Origin of the sequence: Rhizobium sp. ERR 1071, assembly GCF_007828675.1 — a bacterium.
Lineage (GTDB): Bacteria > Pseudomonadota > Alphaproteobacteria > Rhizobiales > Rhizobiaceae > Rhizobium > Rhizobium dioscoreae.
In genome coordinates this window covers 900978-923956 of sequence record NZ_VITM01000003.1, presented here as the reverse complement: position 1 = coordinate 923956, position 22979 = coordinate 900978, and the positions used below count along the sequence as shown (strand labels likewise).

The window sequence follows — 22979 nt, the reverse complement described above, 5'->3', positions numbered from 1 at the left end:
ATGGACGATAGACCAAAGCCCGCCGGGTTTCGAGGCGTTAAAACTGAAAATTTACCGTAGCTTGCGTCTTTCGATCGAGGCACGCTCTTATGTGATTAGTTGCGCATGTAGTTTACAAGTTTTTTAGATTATTAGAAATAACGTCAATCCAGAAGCGTATTCTGGAGACGCGTAATGTTTTCAGTGATTGCATGTATTCGTGACGATCATGACTTCAGGCTTATTATTGTAGCGGCGATCATCTGCCTTATCGGCAGTCTTGCCACCATGCTCCTTTTTTCGCGTGCGCAGGAATGCCAGTCGCATCAGCGCCGCTATTGGATTGTTGCTGCGGCTTTTGCCAGCGGTGTCGGCATCTGGGCAACGCATTTCATCGCCATGCTCGCCTATCAGAGCAGTCTTCCGATCTCCTATGGCGTTTCACTGACGGTGCTTTCGGTGGTCTTTGCCATCGTCGGCTCATGGCTCGCGATTGCCGTTGCCTTCGAATGGGATAATCGCGTTTCCTTTGCGGTCGGCGGCATGCTGATGGCGTTTGGAATAGCCGCCATGCATTTCACGGGAATGCAGGCCGTCGAGGCCTCGGCAGAGCTCTCCTTCGATATACCGCGCGTCGTCGCTTCCATCGCCATTGGTGGCGTCTTCTCCTCACTGGCTTTCCTAGTGTTTCGCAGCTTTCCTGGCTTCAGGCGTATCATGGCTGGCGCTCTTCTTCTGCTGCTTGCGATTTGCTCCCTGCATTTCACCGCGATGAGCGGCGTCACGCTGACGCCCGAAGTGACCCTGCCGGGTGCTGCCCTCGCCATGGATCGAAGCATCCTTGCCGGCATCGTCATGGCTGCCGCGATGGGGCTGATCCTCATCGCTCTCGGCGCCATCTTCATCGATCGTCATTTGACCGACCTCCGGGGTTTCGCCAATGCTTCGCTGGAAGGGCTGCTCATCGTCCGCGACGGTCGGGTGATCGACGCGAACGAGCGGTTCTTCGCCATTTCCGGCTGGTCGGCGCAGCAGGTGATCGGTGTCGCGCCAGATGTCTTTCTGAGCATCGACATGGATATCCATACCGAAGCCGCCATTCCGCTGGAAACAACGCTGTCGGGGTGCGATGGCAAGGCGATCCCCGTCGAGACCGTGCGGCGCTCCATCACCTATCGAGGCCACGAATGCAGCGTGCTTGTCGTGCGCGACCTGACTGAGCGTCGCCAGGCGCAACAGATGATCGAGCACCTGGCCCATCACGATATATTGACCGATCTGCCCAATCGCTCGCTGTTCGATCAGCGCATGCGCCAGGCACTGCAGATGGTAAACCGCAGGGGCGGCGAAGTCGCGATCTTCTGCCTGGACCTCGACCGCTTCAAGGCGATCAATGATGTCTTCGGTCACGCCGAAGGAGACCGTATCCTCTGCAAGGTCGCCGGCATCCTGCAGCGCGCAATCGAGGATGGCGATACGGTGGCAAGGCTCGGGGGCGATGAGTTCGCCATCATCCAGCCGAAGCGCCGGCAGCCCGAAGGAGCAACCCGCCTTGCCGAGCGCATTCTCGCCGAATTCGGCATGGAGATGGATACGGCGCGCGATCCGACGGCTGTCGGCGTCAGCATCGGCATTGCCATCTATCCGCGTGACGGCACGAGCGCAGAGCAGCTTTACGCCAATGCGGATATGGCGCTTTATCGCGCCAAGCATGCGGGCCGTGGCCATGCCTGCTTCTTCGATGCGGAAATGGACAAGGCCGTGCGCACGCGCCGTCAGCTAGAGAACGATCTGCGCCAGGCCATTCTCCGCCGGCAGCTCTTTCTGGAATATCAGCCGATCTACGACGTCGGCAGCGACAGCGTCAGCGGCTATGAGGCGCTATTGCGCTGGGCGCATCCGGATCGCGGCGTGATCGACCCGGAGACGTTTATTCCCATTGCCGAGGAAAGCGGATCGATTGTGGCGATCGGCGAATGGGTGCTGCAGCAGGCATGCCAGGAGGCGACGCGCTGGAGCGAGCCCGCGAATGTCGCGGTCAATCTCTCACCGCTGCAATTCATGGTCCCGACCCTTTACGACCAGATCGAACGGATCCTGCGCAAAACCGGCCTCGATCCGCAGCGCCTCGAACTGGAGATCACAGAGGCTGCCCTGATGCGCGAGCGCACGGCTGTCATCGCGACCCTGCAGCGGCTGCATCGCCTCGGTGTGCGCGTGGTCATGGATGATTTCGGCACCGGCTTTTCCTCGCTCAGCAATCTGCGCGCCTTCCCCTTCGACAAGATCAAGGTCGACCGCAGCTTCACCGGCGCCCTCGAACACGATCCGGCAGCACGCTCGATCGTCCGCGCCATCATCGGCCTCGGCCACAGCCTGAACATGCCTGTCGTTACGGAAGGTGTGGAAACGGAAACCCAGCGTCGCATCGTCATCGAGGAAGGCTGCGCTCAGCTTCAGGGAATATTCTTCGGCAGGCCGGATGTCGGACCCAGCCAACATCAAGCTGCGCTGGATAAGGTGGTCGGACGGGGCTAGGGCTTTTTGCCGCTTTGACGCGTGCAGCCATTTCATGCAATCCTAGGCGGAAAACCGTTAAGTCCTTCCATGGAATGCCCTAGAGCTGCTTGGCATTCTCTAGCACACGCCGGATATATTCCAGCAGCAGTTCGCGCTCGAATTGACGAAAGTCTTTGAGGAGATCCGTGTCCGCGGCCATGGCGGCTTCGATCGCTTCCGCCTGCATGGCTGCGGCCTTGTTCGTCAGGAAGACCAGTTGCGCCCGCTTGTCCGAAGGATGCTGGCGGCGCTCCACCAATCCGTCCCGTTCCATGCGCGACAGCGTATTGGCCATTGTCGCCTGTTCGATGTCGACCCTATCGAGCAGCTGTTTCTGCGTGAGCCCATCCTCGGACCACAGTTCCAGCAGGATTGGAAACTGACCGGGGGAAAAGCCGAGCTTCGCCGCGCGTTGTTGTAGCGAGCGAGCGAATCCCTTTGCCATCTGACTGGCAAGGTAGGCGGCGGAGTCCATCCGATTAAATCCCATGATTGCAAATATGCCGACAATTCAAGGTCAAGACAATCGGCAATTATTCAGGTAGAGACCCCTGAAATCAGCAACTTCAGTCGATTTTTTCACGTTCACTGGTTGTATTTTTTGCATGAAAAAGCCGCCATGGCCTGGAGGGGACGCCATGGCGGCTTTCGAAAGGGGGACAAAGGCCCGGAGAGGGGATAGGCCTTTGTCCAAGTCTGACATGGCGGGGGACAGGCCGGTTGCCAGACCCGCGGCGTATCAATCGCCGGTGAGTATGATTTGAGGTTTCGAATGTGGTTTTTCAAGGGAATGCGCAGATTAGATTGATTAAAAGTTAGTAACGTTTCGGTGAGAGATTTGGCCTTCCCACCAAAGTAATTCCAGGAAAAGTGTATCGCGGTTTTCCGTCCGGAATTGCGTAAAAACAAAAGATAAAGCGTTTGCGCGATTTGAAGAAAAGCGGAAGCGCTCTAGCCTGCAAAACTGAAGTTTATATGGACGTTGGAGGTACGTCACGCTATCCATGCTTCCATGAAAAAAGGTGATCATCTCTTCCTCGTCGACGGCTCCGGTTTCATATTCCGGGCCTTTCACGCCCTGCCGCCGCTGACGCGCAAGTCGGACGGATTGCCCGTCGGCGCCGTCTCGGGTTTCTGCAACATGCTGTGGAAGCTTTTGACTTCGGCGCGCGATACCTCCGTCGGGGTGACGCCGACCCATTTCGCCGTCATCTTCGACTATTCGTCGAAGACCTTCCGCAAGGACATCTTCCCGGAATACAAGGCCAATCGCTCGGCGCCGCCGGAAGAGCTGATCCCGCAATTCGGCCTCATCCGTGAGGCGACCCGCGCCTTCAATCTGCCCTGCATCGAGACTGACGGCTTCGAGGCCGACGACATCATCGCCACCTATGCCCGTCAGGCGGAGGCAGCCGGCGCCGACGTGACGATCATCTCGTCCGACAAGGATCTGATGCAGCTCGTCACACCCATGGTCCACATGTATGACAGCATGAAGGACAAGCAGATCGGCATTCCCGATGTCATCGAAAAATGGGGCGTGCCACCCGACAAGATGATCGACCTGCAGGCCATGACCGGCGACTCCGTCGACAATGTCCCCGGCATCCCCGGCATCGGCCCGAAGACGGCGGCGCAGCTTCTGGAAGAATTCGGCGATCTCGATTCCCTGCTCGCCCGCGCCGGCGAGATCAAGCAGCAGAAGCGCCGCGAAAACATCATCGCCAATGCTGAACTCGCGCGCATTTCGCGGCAGCTGGTGACGCTGAGGACCGACGTGCCGCTGGAACTTGCGCTCGATGCGCTGGTGCTCGATCCGCAGGACGGCCCGAAGCTGATCGGTTTCCTGAAGGCAATGGAATTCACGACCCTGACGCGGCGCGTGGCGGAGGCCTGCGACTGCGATGCGGCGGCAATCGAGCCCTCCATCGTCAAGATCGAATGGGGCGAGGGCGCTCATGGGCCCGATCTCGATGTCGGCGAGAATGTCGATCTCGTCGCCGGCAGCGTTGTCGAAGCCGAAGGGGCATCGGTCCCGGCGCCATCGGCCAAGGCGCGTCTGGCTTTGGATGGCACCACTGCGCCGGAGGATCTCGCCAAGGCGCGCGCCGCAAGTTTCGCGAGCGCGCCGATCGATCATTCGAAATATGTGACCATCCGCGATCTCGCCACGCTCGACCGATGGATCGCGGATGCGCGCGAAACCGGCATCGTCGCCTTCGATACGGAAACGATGTCGCTCGATGCGATGCAGGCCGAAATCGTCGGCTTCTCGCTGGCGATCGCCGATAATCGCGATGATCCGACTGGCGCTTCCATCCGCGCCGCCTATGTTCCGCTCGGTCACAAGACCGGTGTCGGCGATCTGCTCGGCGGCGGCCTGGCGGAAAACCAGATTCCGCTTCGCGATGCACTGCCGCGCCTGAAGGATCTGCTGGAGGATGCCTCCATCCTGAAGATCGCGCAGAACCTGAAATACGACTATCTTCTGATGAAGCGTTACGGCATCGAGATGAAATCGTTCGATGACACGATGCTGCTCTCCTATGTGCTCGACGGCGGCGCCAACGCCACGCATGGCATGGACAGCCTTTCCGAGCGCTGGCTCGGCCACAAGCCGATTGCCTACAAGGATGTGGCCGGCAGCGGCAAGTCCAATGTCACCTTCGACCTCGTCGATATCGACCGCGCCACAGCCTATGCCGCTGAGGATGCCGATGTGACGCTGCGTCTCTGGCTGGTCTTGAAACCACGACTGGCGGCAGAAAAACTCTCAGTCGTCTACGAGCGGTTGGAGCGGCCTCTGGTGCCGGTGCTTGCCCACATGGAAGAGCGCGGCATCACCATCGACCGGCAGATACTCTCGCGCCTTTCCGGCGAGCTGGCGCAGGGTGCTGCCGCTCTCGAGGACGAGATCTACAATCTTGCTGGCGAGCGCTTCAATATCGGCTCCCCGAAGCAGCTCGGCGATATCCTTTTCGGCAAGATGGGATTGGCTGGCGGCAGCAAGACCAAGACCGGGCAATGGTCCACCTCGGCGCAGGTGCTGGAAGATCTGGCCGCGGCCGGTTTCGAGCTGCCGCGCAAGATCGTCGACTGGCGTCAGCTCACCAAGCTCAAGTCCACCTATACGGATGCGCTGCCGAGCTACGTCCATCCCGAGACGAAGCGCGTTCACACCTCCTATTCGCTGGCCTCCACCACGACAGGGCGCCTGTCGTCCTCCGAGCCGAACCTGCAGAATATTCCGGTGCGCACGGCAGAAGGCCGCAAGATCCGCACAGCCTTCATTTCGACGCCGGGCCATAAGCTCGTCTCCGCCGACTACAGCCAGATCGAACTGCGCGTCCTGGCGCATGTCGCCAACATCCCGCAGCTCAAGCAGGCCTTTGAGGACGGCATCGATATTCACGCCATGACGGCCTCTGAAATGTTCGGCGTGCCTGTGGATGGCATGCCGAGCGAGGTGCGCCGCCGCGCCAAGGCGATCAACTTCGGCATCATCTACGGCATCTCCGCCTTCGGTCTCGCCAACCAGCTGTCGATCGAGCGCTCGGAAGCCGGTGACTACATCAAGAGGTATTTCGAGCGCTTCCCCGGCATCCGCGATTACATGGAAGGCACCAAGCAGGCCGCTCGCGACAAGGGCTATGTCGAGACGATTTTCGGCCGCCGCATCCATTTCCCGGAAATTCGCTCCTCCAACCCCTCCGTCCGCGCCTTTAACGAACGCGCCTCGATCAACGCGCCGATCCAGGGTTCGGCGGCTGATGTCATCCGCCGCGCCATGATCAAGATGGAGCCGGCGCTAGCTTCGGCCGGCTTGGGCGATCGCGTCCGCATGCTCTTGCAGGTGCACGACGAACTGATCTTCGAAGTCGAGGATGCCGATGTCGAGCGCACCACGCCGATCATTGTCTCGGTCATGGAAAACGCTGCCATGCCGGCGGTTGATATGGCCGTGCCGCTGAAGGTCGATGCGCGCGCCGCCCACAATTGGGATGAGGCGCACTGAGCGGAAGCGATCTGGAACCGGTCAAACCGGAATCCGAGCCGGAAGACATGGTGGCCGTCGCCTTATCGACGATAGGCCGCATGCCGATTATGGCGTGCGGCAGGCCATGCCGAAGGGCGGAACCGTCAGCTGGTTCTTCTATTGCGGTGAATATTCCGACGCCGAAGACTTTTACCAGCCTGTTCACACAGCCCACCTAAGCGAGCTGTTGCCTGGCGTAGTCAAATACCTCCGGCTTCCGGTCGGAACGCGGTTCATCATCGACGATCAGGGTTATGAGGATGTGTGGCGGGTCGAATGATCTTCGATTGTCGCCATCAGACTATTTGCGGACCAGCGTTTCCAGGACGGAAATAATGGCGCGTTCGGCCTCTTCGAGCGTGCCGCTATTGTCGATATCGGCGACGTCGTAGCTGCCCTGAACGGTCAGTGCGCTTCTCTCCAGACGCTTCAGCACATCTTCGCGGCTCTCGCGTCCGCGCGCCATCAGTCGTTCGGCCAGCACTTCGCGGGACGCCGTGATGTTGATGACCTTCAGCCGCGGAAATGCGGCCTGGAAGCGGTGAAGCGCCGAGCGCGAGCCATTGGCGATGACCAGATTGCCGCGAGCGAGTTCATCGGTGACTTCAGCCGGAATGCCGTATTTCAGCCCATGCGCCTCCCAGGAAACGGCAAAGGCGCCGGCTTGCTCCATTCCATCGAAGTCAGCTTCGGAAACGCTTCTGTGGTCTTCATTGCCGGCATCGCCGTCCCGCGTGATGACGCGGCGGACGAAATGCACGTCAGACCGGCCGGCAAAATGCCGGGCGGCCAGATTCATCAGTGTATCCTTGCCGGCGCCGCTCGGCCCGACAACGACGGCCAGCGTGCCTGCTGTCGCATCCGTCAGGCCGAGGTTAGCCGGCTTGATCTTGGTTTCCGGGCTCATGCGACCCGCCGCCCTTCTCGCCAGACGGAGCGCGTGACCGGCACGCCGTGATCGCGGCGAACGCGCACGAGATCCGCCCGCAGCCCTTCGGCAATGCGGCCGCGGTCATTGAGACTGACCGTCTTTGCCGGCGTCGCCGTCACCATGGCAATCGCCTGCGGCAGCGAAATGCCCTCAACCTCATCAGCCAAGATGAAGGGTGCATGCAGCAGGCTGAGTGGCACATAGTCGGAAGACAGCACGTCAAGGACGCCGAGTTCGGCCAGATCGCGGGCGGCGATATTGCCCGAATGCGACTTGCCGCGGACGATGTTCGGCGCGCCCATCAGCACGCTCATGCCGGCGCCGTGCGAAGCCTTGGCGGCATCGATACTGGTCGGGAATTCGGCGAGGCGAACGCCGTAGTTGATGGCTTCGTCGACATGGGCAAGCGTCGCGTCGTCATGGCTGGCAACGGTGATGCCGCGATCGGCGCAGACCTTGGAGATCGCGTCGCGATGCGGCGTAGCATACTTGGCCGATTCCTCCTGGCGCTTGGCGACGAACTTGGCAAAGGCCTCGTCGCTGAGCCCGCGCTTCTTCTGATAGTAGAAGATATACTGATCCATGGTCTGGAACTGGCGCTGACCCGGTGCATGGTCCATCAGCGAGACCAGACGCACGTAAGGGTCCTTCTCGAAATCCTGGAAGTGGTCGAGCACGTTGTCGGAGGAGACTTCGCAGCGCAGATGGATCAGGTGATCGGCGCGCAGGCGATCTTCGCTTTGGGCGGCCTGGATGGCATCGGCCATATCACGCATCTCGCCCTTTTCGAAACCGCCGTCCTCGTCCGAGCCCATGCGTAGGCAGTCGAACACGGTCGTGATGCCCGAGGTGACGATCTGGGCATCATGCGCCTGGATCGCCGCCGTCTTATTCCACCGCACGCCCGGGCGCGGAGAATAGTGCGCCTCGAGATGGTCGGTATGCAGCTCGACCAGACCAGGGATCAGAAAATCGCCCTCGAAATCTTCGCCGATATCGGACTTGCCCTCGGAAATGGCGGCAATGCGACCGTCGCGAATCAGCACGGAACCTTCGACGATCTTGTCTTCGAGGACGATGCGGGCGTTGGAAAGGACGGTTTCTTTGGTCATATCGGCTCTTTCATATTAGGCGCCGGCAAGCGGCAGCCAGGAACGGACGGTAAAGGGAGCACTACGCTCTTCTTCGACGAAGACGGCGAGGCCGGAGATATCGAGCGGCTTGCCGGTATGTTCGGCGAAGCGCTCGGCGAGGATTGCCTGCAATTCGGGCTGACGCTCGGAAGGTACGCGTCCCGTCAGCGTCATGTGGAAGCGGAATTCGTCGTTGACGTAAGGATAGCCCCAGCGCAGCAGATTGGCGCGCTGCGGCTCGGTCAGGCCTTCCGGCTTGCGTCGCGCGATATCGTGATCCGACAGCGGCGCGCGGAATGGCTCGAAGGTCTTGACGACGCGCGAGGCGAAATCCTGCAGCGGCTGGTAAACGGAACCGGGAACGAGCGCAAAGAAATGGCCGAGCTGGCCAAGCACCAGCTCCGGAATGGTGAAAGCCTTGGTTTGCGAGGCGAATTCGGCGGCGACTTCGAGGAGATCGCGCTCGGTCACAGAAGCGGCTAGCTCGAACGGCGCCTTCAGCGTGGCATGGAAGCCGTAGCGGCGCGGATCGGCCGTCAGCTCGGCATGACCTTCCGGCAGCGGCGCCATGGCCTTGTCTGAAAAAATCTCATTCGAAAATGCATCGCGGCCCAGCCAGCGGGCAGCGAGAGATGTCAACGGATCGTCTTTGGGCGGCGTGAAATAGAGAGCATAGCGCAAGGCTGCATTCCTTGGAAAAATCGGCTGCGCGAGACACTGTTGGGTGATTTGCGACAAACCGCAAGAGCAGCAAGGCAGCAACGGTTCGAATCCGGCTAAAGCCAGCTTGGCCGCTGCGGTCTTGCCGGCCTGCGCTATCGGATTCCCGTGACAGAATGATGATGCGGAACGATTTTTTCCCGTTCTTTTTTATTTCGTTCGCGTGCCCATCAGCCGAGAGCGCAGGGCGTTGGATGCGGCGTCGAACAGGAAGACAACGATGAGGATCAGCAGCACCATATAGGCGACGTTTTCCCAGTTGGCATTGGTGCGCATTGCTTCCCAAAGTTTGAGGCCGATGCCGCCCGCGCCGACGGCGCCGATGATGGTCGCGCCGCGCACGTTCGATTCCCACTGGTAGAGCGTCTGGCTGACGATGACGGGCACGATCTGCGGCATGATCCCGTAGCGATGCACGAGAATGGTCGGCGAACCGGTGGATTTCACGCCTTCGCGCGGCTTGTTGTCGATGTTCTCGAGGCCCTCGGAATAGAGCTTGCCAAGCGTGCCCGTCTCGGTGAGGAAGATCGCGCCGCTGCCCGCGAGCGGGCCGGGGCCGAAGGCGCGCGTCAGGAACAGCGCCCAGATCAGCATGTCGACCGAACGCAGGAAATCGAAGAAGCGCTTGAGGATCTGGTTGACGAGTCGGCTCGGCGTGATGTTGCGAGCCGCCAGGAAGGCGAGTGGGAAGGCCGCGAGCGAGCCCAGCAGCGTGCCGAGGAAGGCCATGACGATGGTCTGGAACAGCTTGGTCCAGACGTCGCCATGCTGCCATGCGCCATTGTTCCAGATATTGTCGAAGGCCAGCGAGAGATTGGACTGAGCAGGATCGAGCCGCGGCCCCGAAACGATCAGGCTGATGACTTCGCTCGCCGGCTTGTCGAAGAAGGGCGAATGCGTATCGAAGACGAAGTTGGCCCAGCCGATGAACCGCTTGCGGATCTTCACGCGGTCGGTGGAAATGCTGGCGTCGCCTGCAAAGCCGAGATTGACGAGAATATTGTCGTCATAGACGGTCATCCAGCTTGGAACGGGCTCGGAACCGACGATTTTCGGCACATCGCCGGCAATATCGATCGGAATCGTGATGCCATGCGCGGTCACGATGGCCTGCGTCTTGGTGACGGTTACCGTGCGGCTTGTGCCGCTGACAGAAACGGTCATGCTGCCATCGGGATTGGTCTTCACCCAGTCCGGGTTTGGATTATCGCCCAGGGGCGAAAAGCGCGGATATTTGATGCTGATCTTGTCTCCGGAGATGCGGAATTCCGGCTGCACGTCATAGCTCACCCATTCGCTGAGATAGATGCCGACGCGCTCCCAATGCGCTTCCGAAATGACCTTCGGCAGGTCGAAGAACCACACGGCATAGATGCCGTAGAGGATGACGCCGATTAAGATCATCAGCGCGCCGAAGCGCTGGCGGAAGGACCGGTGAAGAACTTCCGGGTAACGCGCTTCGATTTCCTGCATGCGGCCGGCGTCGATGACGGACATGGATAACCTCAATGCTGCAAAAGGAAGGCATGCTCGCCGACGAGGCGGCGGCGGAGCCATGCGGAAAACTGGTCGACGGCGATGATCGTCAGGAAGAGAAGCAGCACCAGCGCCAATGTCTTGGCGCCGAAACCGCGTGAAATCGCAAGTTTGAGCTCCTCGCCGATGCCGCCGCCGCCGACGGCGCCGATGATGGTTGAGGCGCGAACGTTGATCTCCAGACGCAGCAACGCGTAGGACATGAAGTTCGGCAGCACTTGCGGCAGGGCGGCAAAGCGCACGCGCTCGCTCCAGCTCGCGCCGACGGCACGCATGCCTTCGTCAGGCTTCATGTCGATATTCTCGACCACTTCGTAGAAGAGCTTGCCAAGCGCGCCGATCGTATGCAGGCCGACGGCGATGATCGCGGCGATCGGGCCGATCGACAAGATCGCCGAAAACAGGCCGGCGATGACGATTTCCGGAAAGGCGCGCAGAAGTTCCATGATGCGCTTCGTCACCAGCCGGATCGGATGGGACGGCGACATGTTGCGGGCGGCAAAGAAGCTCAAGGGTACGGCAAAGACGAAGCCGATGATGGTCGATACCAGTGCCACGTTGATCGTGATGATCATCAGCTCGAAATATTCGGGGATATAGAAATCGCCCCAGACATAGACGCGACCGAGCGGGAAATTGAATTCCTCGCCGCCGGCGCCATTGGCCCCGTTCGGGCTCGGCAGGTCGAAGAGCGCGCGGTAGACGTCGGCCCAGTCCTTCGGAATGAGCCAGCTCAGGAAATCGAAGAGATGCGGCAGGCGGTCAAAGAAATGCCCGGCGTTGTTTTCGTCGGCGAAGCGCACCGAGCTGACGAAGGCGACGAGCAGGATCACGAGACCGATGCCGGTGTAGAAGCGGCGCTTGGCCACCATCTTGCTCCAGGCGTCGCCGATCTCCTTGGCGCTCTGTGGCGCGCTTTGCATGTTCGGGTGCGTATCGGCGATCGTCATGAAATCCTGCCCTTGTGAATAGCAAAGGGTGTGAATAGCAAAAGGGCGGCCGTTGCCGGCCGCCCAATTATAGGAATGCGGATCAGCCGCCGATGGCAGCCTTACGAACGTCGATGACGGCGTTGTAGAAGTCCGGAGTAACCTTGACGTAGCCCTTGAAGTCGCCGCCTTCGATGGCGTTGAAGCACTTGGCGTCAGCCGTCGGGAGCTTCATGAAGAAGTCCGTCAGCTTCGTCTGCCATTCGGTGCCGAGAGCGTTGCGAACGACGAGCGGGCCGTTCGGGATCAGCGGCGAACGCCAGACTTCGACGAGCTTGTTCGGATCTACGGCGCCCTTGTCGACTTCCTTGCGGAAGGTACCGGAGGTGAAGCCGTCCTTGAAATCGCCAACACCCGAGGAGTCGTCGACAGCAACATCGACCTTGCCGTCGTAAGCGGCGAGCAGGTTGTTCTCATGGCCGCCATTAAACTGGGTCGAGCCGAAGAACTTGTCGTTCGGCACGCCGGTGGTCTTCGGAATCTGCGTCAGCGGAACAAGGTAGCCCGAGGTGGAGTCCGGGTCGGCGTAGCCGAGCTTCTTACCCTTGGCGTCCATGATCGTCTTGATGCCGGAAGACTTGAGGGCGAGGCCGATCGAGTAGTAGCCGGTCGAACCGTCGGTCTGCTGCGTCGTCAGGATCGGGGTAACGGCCTTCGGGTCCTTGATGGCGACGGCTGCGTAGCCGGACGCGCCGAGTTCGGCGAAGTCGAGCGTGCCGCCGAGCAGGCCCTGGATAACGCCGTTATAGTCGGCGGCCGGGAACAGCGAAACCTTCTCGAAACCGAATTCCTTCTTCAGGTGGTCGGAAAGGCAGGCGTAATTGCGCAGGCGATCGGCTTCGTTTTCGCCGCCGAGAATGCCGATGCGCAATTCCTTGAGGTCTGCTGCGTTGGCAGCAGCGCCGACTGCGAGCGCAACAAGCGCCGTAGCGGCAAAGAGTGCTTTCTTCAACATGGGTTCGTCTCCTGATTAACCGGTGTCCCCGGATGTCTTCGGTCTGATAGAAGAAATGCGCCCTTGACGCGGGCCTTCGATCCCGGCCGTCCCTCTCAGAGACCGGCCAGTGCCAGCGGTTGCGGGCCGGCAGATTCAGTCGCCGCGGCTTGCACGGCTGGATCGGCAATGTTGATCGATGTCGACGTCATGGTCTCGTCGATGCCGGCGCCGTCCTTGTCGGTGCCGTAGATTTCCTTGACGGCGGCTGCCGTCAGATCGGCCGGCTTGCCGTCGAAGACGACTTTGCCGGCCGCCATGCCGACGATGCGTTCGCAGTAGTTGCGCGCCGTATCCAGCGTATGCAGATTGGTGATGACGGTGATGCCTTCGCGCTCATTGATATCGCGCAGCGCATCCATGACGATCTTGGCGTTCAGCGGATCGAGCGAGGCGATCGGCTCGTCGGCCAGCATCATCTTCGGCTGCTGCATCAGGGCACGGGCGATGGCAACGCGTTGCTGCTGGCCGCCGGAAAGCGTGCCGGCCATCTGCAGTGCCGTCTGCTCGATGCCGAGGCGCTCCAGCGCCGCAATCGCCTCGATGCGCTCCTCGCGGGTGAAGACCGAAAGGAGACTCAGCATCGTCGAACGATGGTTGAGGCGGCCGAGCATGACGTTGGTGAGCACGTCGAGGCGCGGCACCAGATTGAACTGCTGGAAGATCATGGCGCAATCGCGCTGCCAGCTGCGCAGTGCACGACCGGTCAGCTTGGAGACTTCGGTGCCGGAGAAATGAATGGAGCCGGAACTCGGATCGGCCAGACGGTTGATCATGCGCAGCAGCGTCGACTTGCCGGCGCCGGAACGGCCGATGACGCCGACCATCTGTCCCTGCGGTATGTCCAAAGTCACGGAATCGACGGCGAGCTTGTTGCCAAACCGGCGTGAGACATTCCTGAGTTCGAACATAGTGCTTCCCTTTCGCGGCTCCCGGGCTGCAGAAATTTCAGCGGTACCGGTGCTAAGAACGGGCGCGTGCCCCTGTCTCGAAAGGAGTTTCGAGGGGGCTGGCGCCAACCACAAGGCAACCGATTAGTCCCGCTTCATGAAGCTCCAATGTCAGTTTTGTGTAACTGCTGTTACAATTCCCGGCGATTTTGCAAGATTAGCCGGCTGAGAGCTTTCCTTTAAGTTTAGCCGTCAAACATGCCGGTCGGCAGACCGTCTATGCTGAAGCTGTTCTTCTCGCGCCGGTATTCCTCAATGCCGTCGGGACCCTTGGCTTTCGCCCATTGGTCCAGGCTCGGCCGTTCGCCTTCATAGGTGAAAAGCGGCACGCCGAAACCGCAGGACGTTTGTACGAGATCGAAGTCCAGCCACACAATCTGCCGTGCGCCGAGCGGCTCCTGATCCGCATAATGATCGTGTAGCAGTTCCCGATATTCGGGTGTTGATCGATGGATGATCCGCCCGCGGCCATAGAGGCGGAGGATCATCGGCGGCCCTTCGACGGCGCAGAACATGACGGTCAGCCGTCCGTCCGCCTTCATATGCGCTGATGTTTCGTTGCCGCTGCCGGTGCGGTCGAGATAGATGACGGTGTTCGGAGAGATGATGCGCAGGCACAGTGTCTCGCGGGGCGAAACATTGACACGGGAATCCGATGTTGCGGATGCCGTGAAGAAGATGTGTTGCCGCGCGATGAAATCGCGCAGCCGATCGTCGATGCTGGAAAACTGCTTTGCCATGAAAACTCCTCTCGATCCCGCATTGAAAGGACCGGCTAAGCTGGATCGCTTGTCAGCGCCTTGCAAGTCCGATGAGGGTGGAAACCGTTCTCAGGCTTCGTAGCGATCCAGAAATTCCTCCGCCGAAAGGGCGCGGAAATCCGCAAGCGCTGTGCGCAGGCGATCGTGATCCCAATCCCACCATGAAAGCTTGTCCATTCGCGCGCCGACCTCGGACGTGAAACGCTCGCGGATGAGCTTGGCCGGCACACCGCCGACGATGGTGTAGGGCGCAACGTCCTTGGAAACGACGGCGCCGGCTCCGATGACGGCACCATTGCCGACTGTCACGCCGGGCAGCACGGTCGCGCCATGCCCGATCCAGACGTCATGGCCGATCACAACCCGGTTGTCGCGCCGCCAGGTGAAGAACTCCGTCTCCATATCGGCATCCGGCCAGTAGTCGGCGGCGCGATAGGTGAAGTGGTGCAGCGTCGCGCGCCATGTCGGATGGTTGGTGGCATTGATGCGCACGGCGGCGGCGATGTTGACGAACTTGCCGATCGTCGCGCACCAGACCGCACCATCCTGCATGATGTAGGAATAGTCGCCCATCTCGACTTCATCGATGCGGCAGCGGTCGGAGACTTCGGTATAGCGGCCGAGCGTCGAATTGTTGACGCTGGCCGACGGGCTGATGAAGGGCGTCTCGCCCAATTTGCGGCTCATGCGGCGGCCTTCCGCGGCGAGAACTGCGAGACGTCGAGAATGCGGCTGCCGACGGCTTCGCGCACTTCCTCGTCATGGAAGATGCCGAGCAGTGCGACGCCGGCTTCCTTCTTCTGCTCGATCATGTCGACGACGACGGCCCGGTTACGGGCGTCGAGCGACGCGGTGGGCTCGTCGAGCAGCAGGATGGCGTGATCGGTGATGAAGCCGCGGGCGATGTTGACGCGTTGCTGCTCGCCGCCGGAAAAGGTGGCGGGCGGCAGCTGCCAGAGTTCCCTGGGCAGGTTCAGCCGTGCAAGCAGTTCCGCTGCCCTGTCGCGGGCATCGGTCACGCTCACACCGCGGGCGAGCAGCGGCTCGGCGACGACATCGATAGCGGCAACGCGCGGCACCGTGCGCAGGAACTGGCTGACATACCCCATGGTCTGGCGGCGGACGTCGAGCACGGTACGCGGATCGGCTGTCGCAAGATCGACGATCCTGCCCTTGTGCGTGACAAGGATCTGGCCGCTGTCGACGGCATAATTGCCATAGATCATTTTCAAGAGCGAGCTCTTGCCGATACCCGACGGGCCGCCGAGCACGACGCATTCGCCCGAAGCGACGGAAAAGGAGACATCGGCGACAACAGGCAGGCGAATGCCGTCGCGCAGATGCATGGTGAAGCTTTTGAAGACTTCGGAAACGACGAGTGGGGTTGCCATGTTTCTTCCTCAGACCTGCAGGATCGAAGAGACCAGCAGTTGCGTATAGGGTTCGCGCGGATCATCGAGCACGCGGTCGGTGAGACCGTGCTCGATCACCTGGCCGTCCTTCATCACCATCATGCGATGCGACAGGAGACGGGCGACCGCGAGATCGTGGGTTACGATGATGGCGGAGAGGCCGAGATCGTTGACGAGGCCGCGCACCAGATCGAGCAGGCGGGCCTGCACCGAGACGTCAAGACCGCCGGTCGGCTCGTCCATGAAGACGAGGCGCGGGCCGGTCACAAGGTTGCGGGCGATCTGCAGGCGCTGGCGCATGCCGCCGGAGAAGGCGCGGGGCTGGTCGTCGATGCGGTCGGCGTCGATCTCGACCCGCTCGAGCCAGTCGATGGCGGTATTGCGGATGTTGCCATAGTGGCGGTTGCCGATCGCCATCAGCCGCTCGCCGACATTGGCGCCGGCGGACACCGTCATACGCAGGCCATCGGCCGGGTTCTGATGCACGAAGCCCCAGTCGGTGCGCATCAGGAAGCGGCGCTCGGCCTCGTTCATGCGGAAAAGATCGCGATAGGTCTCGTCGCGCATGTGGTATTCGACACTGCCCGTCGTCGGCAGCAGCCGGGTCGAGATGCAGTTGAGCAGCGTCGTCTTGCCGGAGCCGGATTCGCCGACGATAGCCAACACTTCGCCGGGCCAGAGTTCGAAGGACACATCGCGGCAACCGATGCGGCTGCCGTAGAATTTCGAGACGTCCTTGACCTTGAGAAGGGGTGAGTCACTCATTCGGCAGCCTCCTTGGATGCGAGCCCATTTGACGCCAGCATAGGCCCGGCATGGCCGTGGGCGCGGCGATCCTCGCAGAAATCGGTATCGGAGCAGACGAACATGCGGCCGCCCTTGTCGTCGAGGATCACCTCGTCAAGATAGACCTGCTCGGCGCCGCAAAGCGCGCAGGGCTTGTCGAAGCGCTGCACTTCGAAGGGGTGATCCTCGAAATCCAGGCTGACGACTTCGGTGTAGGGCGGCACGGCATAGATGCGTTTTTCGCGGCCGGCGCCGAAGAGCTGCAGCGCATCCGACAGATGCATTTTCGGATTGTCGAACTTCGGCGTCGGCGATGGGTCCATCACGTAGCGGCCGGCGACCTTGACCGGATAGGCGTAGGTCGTGGCTATGCGGCCGTTGCGGGCGATATCCTCATAGAGCTTCACATGCATGAGGCCATATTCCTCAAGCGCATGCATCTTGCGCGTCTCGGTCTCGCGAGGCTCCAGGAAGCGCAACGGCTCCGGGATCGGCACCTGATAGACGAGCACCTGGTTCGGCCCGAGTTTGGCTTCCGGAATGCGGTGACGCGTCTGGATGATGGTCGCCTCGTCCGTGCGGGTGGTGACGGCGACATTGGCGACCTTCTGGAAGAAGGCGCGGATGGAGACGGCATTGGTCGTGTCGTCGGCACCCTGGTCGATGACCTTCAGCACGTCCTGCGGGCCGATGATCGCCGCCGTCAGCTGCACGCCGCCGGTGCCCCAGCCGTAAGGCATCGGCATTTCGCGGGAGGCGAAAGGTACCTGATAGCCGGGAATGGCGATCGCCTTCAGGATGGCACGGCGGATCATCCGCTTGGTCTGCTCATCGAGATAGGCGAAGTTGTAGGTGGCGAGTTCGGTCATTCGGCTGCCTCCGTCATGGGTTCCATGCCGCGATCGCGAGCGGCCTCGAAGTCGCGGCGCATGCGCCGCACCAGGTCGAGCTCGGCCTGGAAGTCGACATAATGCGGCAGCTTCAGATGTTCGACGAAGCCGGTCGCCTGCACATTGTCGGAGTGGGAAATGACGAATTCCTCGTCCTGAGCTGGCGCAACGATGTCTTCGCCGAGTTCCTCTGCCCGCAGCGCCCGGTCCACCAGCGACATCGCCATCGCCTTGCGCTCGCTTTGGCCAAAGACGAGGCCGTAGCCGCGGGTGAACTGCGGCGGTGCCTTGGCCGAACCTTTAAACTGGTTGACCATCTGGCATTCCGTTACCTGGATGCGGCCGAGCGAAACGGCAAAGCCGAGTTCCGGCACCTCAAATTCGACCTCTACTTCGCCGATGCGGATTTCGCCGGTGAAGGGGTGGGTGCGGCCATAGCCGCGCTGGGTCGAATAGCCGAGTGCCAGCAGGAAGCCTTCGTCGCCGCGGGCGAGCGCCTGCAGGCGAAGGTCCCGGGTCATCGGGAATTCCAACGGCTCGCGCGTCAGGTCGCCGATCTCATGATCGACAGGCATGGTGCCATCGTCTTCGATCAGTCCTTCCTGGCCGAGAATTTCCGAGACGCGCATCACGCGGCCGTCCTCGGCCGGCCGCTGCATCGGCTCATCCACCGGCTCATCTGTCAAAAGGCTGGGGTCGAGCAGGCGGTGCGTGTAGTCGAAGGTTGGGCCGAGAAGCTGACCGCCCGGCAAATCCTTGTAGGTCGCGGAAATGCGGCGCTCGATCTTCATCGCTGAAGTGTCAAGCGGCTGGGAATAACCGAAGCGCGGCAGCGTGGTGCGGTAGGCTCTGAGCAGGAAGATCGCTTCGATCATGTCGCCGCGCGCCTGGCGAACGGCAAGTGCGGCCAGCGTCCGGTCATAAAGCGAGGCTTCGGCCATGACGCGATCGACGGCGAGTGCCAGTTGCGCCACGATCTGGTCGATGCCGACGGCCGGCAGCGAACGGTCGCCGCGGCGACGGTCGGCCAGCAGCCGGTGAGCATTGGCGATGGCGGCTTCGCCGCCCTTAACGGCAACATACATATGTCACAACTCCGTCGCGGTGATCTTGGTGGTGCGCGGCAGGCAGATGAATTGCCGGCCCGCCGTCAGGATGAGATCGACGCCGCGCGGGAAGAGCGCGCGATTGTCGTTCCAGATACGCAGCAGCGCATCCGGCAGCCCGATCGGGGCGATCATGGTCAGATCCTTGATGCCAGGGCCTGAAAGCGCCAGTTGTTTGCCGCCCACCAGGCTTTCGATTTCCAGAACGATCGTGGTCGACCGATCGGGATATTCCTGGGTGCCGATGCCGAACTGGCTGAAGGAGGAAAGCGCCATGCCGGCTTCGATGAAGGCGAACTGCGCCTCCAGCCGTTCCGAAATGACGGGCGCTCCGGTGTGGAAGGCCAGCCATTCCGCCAGGCTTGATCTTGCCAGGCTGTTGGAGAGCCAGACAGGCGTGTCGTGATCGCAAAGGGTGAGGCCGATGGCGCCTGCGGCAACACCGAGTGGAGCGGGCGGCGCGACGTCAGCCTCAACGGTCTGCAGGGTGCCTGGACGTGCCATGGCATCCATCGTCATCTTGAAGACGCTTTGCGCGTCGAAGACCGGATCGGTGAAACCGCCGGTCAGGGCCTCGTTGCCGAAGGTCGGAGTGCTGGAAAGGCTCATCAATCTTCTCCGCGAACCATGGTGAAGAAATCGACGCGGGTTGCCGCCGTCTCTTCGGCGCGCTTGCGGTCATATTCGGCGATACGCTCGGTAACCGGCTGCAGAAGAGCCTTTTCGACGAAATCCTTCGTGGCCGATTGCTGCCAGAGTGCATCGAAAATGGCCGAAAGCCGGGCCTTTTCCCGATCCGTGCCGAGCGCGTGCGCGTGGCCGATCGTGTTGGATGCCAACCGGACGGTAGCGCGCGTCACCGTGACTTCGCCGAGGTTGAAGGGGGAGCCGCCGCCGCCGATGCGGCCGCGCACCATGACGAGCCCTGTCTCTGGTCCGCGCACCGGCTGTACCGTCGGCTTGCTCGGCAATGCCTCCCAGGCAGCCTCTAGCTCGTCGCGTTCTGCCTGCGCCAAGAGATCGGCGACGCGCTTCCGTTCCCGACGCTCCTGTGCCGCCGCTTCCTGCCTCTGTGCTGAATTCATCGCGCCTTCCTCTAAATGTCTATTGATATAGACAACCATACAAGATAGTTTTATATTTATTAGTGAGTCGTGACAAGCGTGTGACAGGGCGAGTGGGCGAGATGGCAGGGCAGAAGATACAGAGGCAGACGGGCGTGGCGCTCTGGCGGCAGATTGCCGACCGGATCCGGACCTCGATCAACCACGGCGACTTCGACGAGACGGGCATGGTGCCGCCGGAAACGGTGCTGGCGCTGCAGTTCGGCGTCAACAGGCACACGATCAGGAGTGCGCTCGCAGCACTGGCGCAGGAGGGGATCGTCCGCGCCGTGCAGGGGCGCGGCACGCTGATCGAGCGCAAGGAGCGACTGAGTTTCCCGATTTCAAGGCGCACGCGATTTTCGCAAGGGATCGGCGACCAGGTACGTGAGACCCGCAGCGTGCTGCTTGCATCGGGCGAAGAAGCTGCCAGCGCCGAATTGGCCAAACAGCTCAAGCTCAAGGCAGGTACGCCGTTGATCCGGCTGGAAACGCTGGGCCAGGCGGATCATCGTCCGGTATCGCGCGCAACAAGCTGGTTCCCGGCGGATCGTTTCGGCGATATCGCCGAGATCTATCGGACGACCGGATCGATCACCAAGGCATTCAAGGAGCTTGGTGTGCCCGATTACGTCCGCGTCGTCACCGAGATCACCGCGACGCATGCCGACGAAGGCGACCTCACCGATCTGCAATTATCCCCGGGCGCCATCGTTCTCATCGCCCAGGCGCTCAATGCGGATCTCGATAATGTCCCTGTGCAATATTCGATTTCCCGCTTCGCCGCCGATAGAGTGCGCTTCACCGTTGAGATTTGATGCCGCACTAGGGAATCGGCTGAAAATCGTTTGGCGGCCATTGCTGTGCGGCATGCAGGATGCGGATTATGCGCACCGTCTCGCCTGCGAGATCGTAAATCAGCAAATAGTTTCGATGTACGACAAGCTCTCGTGTCCCGGACACGCGGCCGGGCCGGCCCGTCATTGGATGGGTAATCAGCTGTTTCGGCCGTTTTGCAAAAAGTTCGTCCAGCGCGATTGCCGCGGAGGCGTTCTCGGCCTCGATGTCGGTATATATGGCGCGTCAATCAGCTCTTGCTTCGGGAGTCCACGCAAGTTTCACGAAGAACGCCCGCTGAGTTTGCGGCGTGTTTCTTCTCGCAAGGCGGCAAATTCAGCATCTATATTGTCGTCAGGAATCAGATTGCCGGCGTTGGCGGAAGCAAGACCGGCCTGAACCTGCTGGTGAAACCATATGTCATATTCGGCGGCATCTTGTTGGCGCCGCACATAATCGCGCATGAAAGCCCGGAGCAACTGCGCACCGATTTGATCATGCGCTTTCGCAGCCTCGCTGAAAGCCGCCTTCAACTCTTCTTCAACTCTGAAGGTAAATTTCGCGTCTGCCACTCTCGATCCGTGTGTTGCATGCGCAGTGCAATGTAACACATCGGGGTGGATTCTCCACCCCCGAGCCCATTCTGGCCAGGGGTGGTTTATCTTTTAGCCGCTCAATGCGCGCCGGACATGTCGCCGAGGACTTCCTTCGAGGCGACAGTGGAATCGGCCTTCAGCTTGTAGACCATCGGCACGCCGGTCGCGAGGTTGAGCTCGAGGATCTGCGCCTTGCTCAGGCGATCGAGAACCATGACGAGCGAGCGCAGCGAGTTGCCGTGCGCCGCGACCAGCACATTCTGGCCGGCAAGCACGCGCGGCAGGATTTCCGTGAGATAATAGGGCCAGACGCGGGCGCCGGTGTCGCGCAGGCTTTCGCCGCCGGGCGGCGGAACGTCGTAGGAGCGGCGCCAGATGTGAACCTGCTCCTCGCCCCACTTGGCGCGGGCGTCATCCTTGTTGAGGCCGGAGAGATCGCCGTAGTCGCGCTCGTTCAGCGCCTGATCCTTGATCGTTTCAAGGCCGGGCTGGCCGATTTCATCGAGAATGATCTTCAGCGTGTGCTGCGCGCGCGTCAGCGCCGAGGTGAAGGCGATATCGTACTTGATACCGTAATCGGCCAGAGCCTTGCCACCGGTCTTGGCCTCTTCCATGCCCAGCGCCGTCAGATCGGGATCCTTCCAGCCGGTAAAGAGATTTTTCAAATTCCAGTCGCTCTGCCCGTGGCGAACGAGAACGAGAGTGCCGCTCATAAATTTCTCCTTAATGAAGCAATTCCAGGAAAAGTGTGTAGCGGTTTTCCGTCCGGAATTGCGAGACAACAAAAGGCTGGAGCGGATCGGCAGTTCCAGGCCGATCCGCTCCAGGATCGGATCAACGTGTGGAAAGCCCGAGAACATCGAGCATGGAATAGAAGCCGGGTTTCTTGTCGCGCGCCCAGAGTGCTGCCTGCAGCGCGCCGCGCGCAAACAGCGACCGGTCGCCGGCATTGTGCGACAGCGTCAGCCGTTCGCTTTCGCTGGCGAAGATCACCGAATGATCGCCGACCACGCCGCCGCCGCGCAGGGTCGCAAAGCCGATCGTGCCCGTCGCGCGCGGACCGGTATGCCCGTCGCGCACGCGCACGGAATTGTCATTGAGATCGATGCCGCGGCCCTTCGCCGCCGCCTGGCCAAGCAGGAGTGCCGTGCCCGAGGGCGCATCGACCTTGTGCCGATGATGCATCTCCAGCACCTCGATGTCCCAGTCGTTCGAAGGCAGTGCCCGCGCCGCCTGTTCGACGAGCACGCTCAAAAGATTGATGCCAAGGCCCATATTGCCCGATTTGACGACACGGGCATGGCGTGCGGCAGCCTTGAACTTCGCCTCGTCCTCGTCCGAACATCCGGTCGTGCCGATGATATGGACGATGCGCGCCTGGGCGGCGAGACCGGCGAAGGTGACGCTGGTTGCCGGCGTCGTAAAATCGATGACGCCTTCGGCATGCAGGAAAGCGGCAAGCGGATCGTCGGTGACGGGAACGCCGATCGGCCCCAGTCCGGCGATCTCGCCGGCATCCTTGCCGATGAAGGCGGAGCCGGGGCGGGCGACGGCTGCATGCAGGGTTACGCCGTCGGTGGCGTGAATGATGCGGATGAGAGCCTGTCCCATGCGGCCCGCCGCGCCCACCACCACCAGCTTCATCGCATCGTCGCTCATGT

Annotated in this window: 24 protein-coding genes; 4 read left to right on the top strand and 20 right to left on the bottom strand. The window is 61.2% G+C overall.

Annotated features, from left to right (window positions below):
• The first annotated feature begins 174 nt into the window (after positions 1 to 174).
• Positions 175 to 2517 carry a bifunctional diguanylate cyclase/phosphodiesterase gene (locus tag FBZ99_RS14670; RefSeq protein ID WP_113352063.1) on the top strand — a complete coding sequence of 781 codons (2343 nt, stop codon included), beginning with the start codon at positions 175 to 177 and terminating at the stop codon, positions 2515 to 2517.
• Between the two features lie 79 nt (positions 2518 to 2596).
• On the opposite strand, the gene FBZ99_RS14665 is transcribed toward FBZ99_RS14670, so the two are convergent.
• A complete protein-coding gene (locus tag FBZ99_RS14665) occupies positions 2597 to 3013 on the bottom strand; it encodes a MarR family winged helix-turn-helix transcriptional regulator (protein WP_145633890.1) in 417 nt (138 codons plus the stop codon).
• A 537-nt stretch (positions 3014 to 3550) separates the two neighbouring features.
• Here FBZ99_RS14665 and polA point away from each other — a divergent pair.
• Both polA and FBZ99_RS33875 read left to right on the top strand, forming a co-directional pair.
• Positions 3551 to 6553, top strand: coding sequence for a DNA polymerase I (polA, locus tag FBZ99_RS14660; protein ID WP_113395912.1), 3003 nt, complete (start codon positions 3551 to 3553; stop codon positions 6551 to 6553).
• Complete coding sequence (locus tag FBZ99_RS33875; protein ID WP_442966481.1) at positions 6516 to 6854, top strand: immunity protein Imm33 domain-containing protein; 339 nt, start codon at positions 6516 to 6518, stop codon at positions 6852 to 6854. Before polA ends, FBZ99_RS33875 begins: the two co-directional genes overlap by 38 nt.
• A 21-nt stretch (positions 6855 to 6875) precedes the next feature.
• On the opposite strand, the gene phnN is transcribed toward FBZ99_RS33875, so the two are convergent.
• From phnN to phnG, 15 genes are all read right to left on the bottom strand, one after another.
• Positions 6876 to 7481, bottom strand: coding sequence for a phosphonate metabolism protein/1,5-bisphosphokinase (PRPP-forming) PhnN (phnN, locus tag FBZ99_RS14650; RefSeq protein WP_113351510.1), 606 nt, complete (start codon positions 7479 to 7481; stop codon positions 6876 to 6878).
• On the bottom strand, positions 7478 to 8617 hold the full coding sequence (locus FBZ99_RS14645; protein WP_113351509.1) for an alpha-D-ribose 1-methylphosphonate 5-triphosphate diphosphatase: 1140 nt from the start codon (positions 8615 to 8617) through the stop codon (positions 7478 to 7480). Before FBZ99_RS14645 ends, phnN begins: the two co-directional genes overlap by 4 nt.
• Before the next feature lie 15 nt (positions 8618 to 8632).
• Entirely contained in the window at positions 8633 to 9319 is a 687-nt protein-coding gene (locus FBZ99_RS14640; protein ID WP_113351508.1) for a DUF1045 domain-containing protein, read from the bottom strand.
• Between the two features lie 189 nt (positions 9320 to 9508).
• Positions 9509 to 10855: a phosphonate ABC transporter, permease protein PhnE gene (phnE, locus tag FBZ99_RS14635; protein WP_113390788.1), complete on the bottom strand. Its 1347-nt coding sequence runs from the start codon at positions 10853 to 10855 to the stop codon at positions 9509 to 9511.
• Between the two features lie 8 nt (positions 10856 to 10863).
• Positions 10864 to 11844, bottom strand: a complete 981-nt coding sequence (gene phnE, locus FBZ99_RS14630; protein WP_113351507.1) for a phosphonate ABC transporter, permease protein PhnE — start codon at positions 11842 to 11844, stop codon at positions 10864 to 10866.
• Between the two features lie 82 nt (positions 11845 to 11926).
• Complete coding sequence (phnD, locus tag FBZ99_RS14625; protein ID WP_113333862.1) at positions 11927 to 12838, bottom strand: phosphonate ABC transporter substrate-binding protein; 912 nt, start codon at positions 12836 to 12838, stop codon at positions 11927 to 11929.
• A gap of 95 nt (positions 12839 to 12933) precedes the next feature.
• Positions 12934 to 13788: a phosphonate ABC transporter ATP-binding protein gene (gene phnC / locus FBZ99_RS14620; RefSeq protein WP_112722839.1), complete on the bottom strand. Its 855-nt coding sequence runs from the start codon at positions 13786 to 13788 to the stop codon at positions 12934 to 12936.
• Positions 13789 to 14012: 224 nt separating this feature from the next.
• Entirely contained in the window at positions 14013 to 14567 is a 555-nt protein-coding gene (locus FBZ99_RS14615; protein WP_113333861.1) for a pyridoxamine 5'-phosphate oxidase family protein, read from the bottom strand.
• Between the two features lie 90 nt (positions 14568 to 14657).
• Positions 14658 to 15275, bottom strand: coding sequence for a DapH/DapD/GlmU-related protein (locus FBZ99_RS14610; protein WP_113333860.1), 618 nt, complete (start codon positions 15273 to 15275; stop codon positions 14658 to 14660).
• Positions 15272 to 15979, bottom strand: a complete 708-nt coding sequence (gene phnL / locus FBZ99_RS14605; protein ID WP_113333859.1) for a phosphonate C-P lyase system protein PhnL — start codon at positions 15977 to 15979, stop codon at positions 15272 to 15274. Before phnL ends, FBZ99_RS14610 begins: the two co-directional genes overlap by 4 nt.
• Before the next feature lie 9 nt (positions 15980 to 15988).
• Positions 15989 to 16765, bottom strand: coding sequence for a phosphonate C-P lyase system protein PhnK (gene phnK / locus FBZ99_RS14600; protein ID WP_015338361.1), 777 nt, complete (start codon positions 16763 to 16765; stop codon positions 15989 to 15991).
• Complete coding sequence (locus tag FBZ99_RS14595) at positions 16762 to 17655, bottom strand: alpha-D-ribose 1-methylphosphonate 5-phosphate C-P-lyase PhnJ (protein WP_113333858.1); 894 nt, start codon at positions 17653 to 17655, stop codon at positions 16762 to 16764. Before FBZ99_RS14595 ends, phnK begins: the two co-directional genes overlap by 4 nt.
• Positions 17652 to 18761: a carbon-phosphorus lyase complex subunit PhnI gene (locus FBZ99_RS14590; RefSeq protein ID WP_113333857.1), complete on the bottom strand. Its 1110-nt coding sequence runs from the start codon at positions 18759 to 18761 to the stop codon at positions 17652 to 17654. The genes FBZ99_RS14595 and FBZ99_RS14590 overlap by 4 nt, the downstream gene beginning before the upstream one ends.
• Positions 18762 to 18764: 3 nt before the next feature.
• Positions 18765 to 19391 (bottom strand): phosphonate C-P lyase system protein PhnH, encoded by a 627-nt coding sequence (gene phnH / locus FBZ99_RS14585; protein WP_113390790.1) that lies wholly within the window; start codon positions 19389 to 19391, stop codon positions 18765 to 18767.
• Entirely contained in the window at positions 19391 to 19867 is a 477-nt protein-coding gene (phnG, locus tag FBZ99_RS14580) for a phosphonate C-P lyase system protein PhnG (protein WP_113333855.1), read from the bottom strand. The genes phnH and phnG overlap by 1 nt, the downstream gene beginning before the upstream one ends.
• Positions 19868 to 19968: 101 nt before the next feature.
• Here phnG and phnF point away from each other — a divergent pair, with 101 nt between their 5' ends.
• Positions 19969 to 20703: a phosphonate metabolism transcriptional regulator PhnF gene (gene phnF, locus FBZ99_RS14575; RefSeq protein ID WP_113333854.1), complete on the top strand. Its 735-nt coding sequence runs from the start codon at positions 19969 to 19971 to the stop codon at positions 20701 to 20703.
• Positions 20704 to 20710: 7 nt separating this feature from the next.
• Here phnF and FBZ99_RS14570 read toward each other — a convergent pair whose 3' ends face one another.
• The 4 genes from FBZ99_RS14570 to dapB all read right to left on the bottom strand — a co-directional run bounded on the left by FBZ99_RS14570 (position 20711) and on the right by dapB (position 22977).
• Positions 20711 to 20962, bottom strand: a complete 252-nt coding sequence (locus tag FBZ99_RS14570) for a type II toxin-antitoxin system RelE/ParE family toxin (protein ID WP_113333853.1) — start codon at positions 20960 to 20962, stop codon at positions 20711 to 20713.
• Between the two features lie 41 nt (positions 20963 to 21003).
• Entirely contained in the window at positions 21004 to 21294 is a 291-nt protein-coding gene (locus FBZ99_RS14565) for a CopG family ribbon-helix-helix protein (RefSeq protein ID WP_113390792.1), read from the bottom strand.
• 101 nt (positions 21295 to 21395) lie between these two features.
• Positions 21396 to 22031, bottom strand: coding sequence for a 2,3-bisphosphoglycerate-dependent phosphoglycerate mutase (locus tag FBZ99_RS14560; RefSeq protein WP_113333851.1), 636 nt, complete (start codon positions 22029 to 22031; stop codon positions 21396 to 21398).
• A 121-nt stretch (positions 22032 to 22152) separates the two neighbouring features.
• On the bottom strand, positions 22153 to 22977 hold the full coding sequence (dapB, locus tag FBZ99_RS14555) for a 4-hydroxy-tetrahydrodipicolinate reductase (protein WP_113390793.1): 825 nt from the start codon (positions 22975 to 22977) through the stop codon (positions 22153 to 22155).
• Positions 22978 to 22979 lie beyond the last annotated feature (2 nt).

Bases quoted from the DNA above. Each gene is read 5' to 3' on its own strand.
- phnG (WP_113333855.1), bottom strand. From the start codon at position 19,867: ATGAATTCAGCACAGAGGCAGGAAGCGGCGGCACAGGAGCGTCGGGAA.
- FBZ99_RS14560 (WP_113333851.1), bottom strand. From the start codon at position 22,031: ATGAGCGGCACTCTCGTTCTCGTTCGCCACGGGCAGAGCGACTGGAAT.
- FBZ99_RS14670 (WP_113352063.1), top strand. From the start codon at position 175: ATGTTTTCAGTGATTGCATGTATTCGTGACGATCATGACTTCAGGCTT.
- FBZ99_RS14645 (WP_113351509.1), bottom strand. From the start codon at position 8,617: ATGACCAAAGAAACCGTCCTTTCCAACGCCCGCATCGTCCTCGAAGAC.
- FBZ99_RS14590 (WP_113333857.1), bottom strand. From the start codon at position 18,761: ATGTATGTTGCCGTTAAGGGCGGCGAAGCCGCCATCGCCAATGCTCAC.
- FBZ99_RS33875 (WP_442966481.1), top strand. From the start codon at position 6,516: ATGCGCGCGCCGCCCACAATTGGGATGAGGCGCACTGAGCGGAAGCGA.
- phnC (WP_112722839.1), bottom strand. From the start codon at position 13,788: ATGTTCGAACTCAGGAATGTCTCACGCCGGTTTGGCAACAAGCTCGCC.
- phnE (WP_113351507.1), bottom strand. From the start codon at position 11,844: ATGACGATCGCCGATACGCACCCGAACATGCAAAGCGCGCCACAGAGC.
- phnD (WP_113333862.1), bottom strand. From the start codon at position 12,838: ATGTTGAAGAAAGCACTCTTTGCCGCTACGGCGCTTGTTGCGCTCGCA.
- polA (WP_113395912.1), top strand. From the start codon at position 3,551: ATGAAAAAAGGTGATCATCTCTTCCTCGTCGACGGCTCCGGTTTCATA.
- FBZ99_RS14610 (WP_113333860.1), bottom strand. From the start codon at position 15,275: ATGAGCCGCAAATTGGGCGAGACGCCCTTCATCAGCCCGTCGGCCAGC.
- phnF (WP_113333854.1), top strand. From the start codon at position 19,969: ATGGCAGGGCAGAAGATACAGAGGCAGACGGGCGTGGCGCTCTGGCGG.
- phnL (WP_113333859.1), bottom strand. From the start codon at position 15,979: ATGGCAACCCCACTCGTCGTTTCCGAAGTCTTCAAAAGCTTCACCATG.
- FBZ99_RS14615 (WP_113333861.1), bottom strand. From the start codon at position 14,567: ATGGCAAAGCAGTTTTCCAGCATCGACGATCGGCTGCGCGATTTCATC.
- phnN (WP_113351510.1), bottom strand. From the start codon at position 7,481: ATGAGCCCGGAAACCAAGATCAAGCCGGCTAACCTCGGCCTGACGGAT.
- phnH (WP_113390790.1), bottom strand. From the start codon at position 19,391: ATGAGCCTTTCCAGCACTCCGACCTTCGGCAACGAGGCCCTGACCGGC.
- FBZ99_RS14595 (WP_113333858.1), bottom strand. From the start codon at position 17,655: ATGACCGAACTCGCCACCTACAACTTCGCCTATCTCGATGAGCAGACC.
- phnK (WP_015338361.1), bottom strand. From the start codon at position 16,765: ATGAGTGACTCACCCCTTCTCAAGGTCAAGGACGTCTCGAAATTCTAC.
- FBZ99_RS14665 (WP_145633890.1), bottom strand. From the start codon at position 3,013: ATGGACTCCGCCGCCTACCTTGCCAGTCAGATGGCAAAGGGATTCGCT.
- phnE (WP_113390788.1), bottom strand. From the start codon at position 10,855: ATGTCCGTCATCGACGCCGGCCGCATGCAGGAAATCGAAGCGCGTTAC.
- dapB (WP_113390793.1), bottom strand. From the start codon at position 22,977: ATGAGCGACGATGCGATGAAGCTGGTGGTGGTGGGCGCGGCGGGCCGC.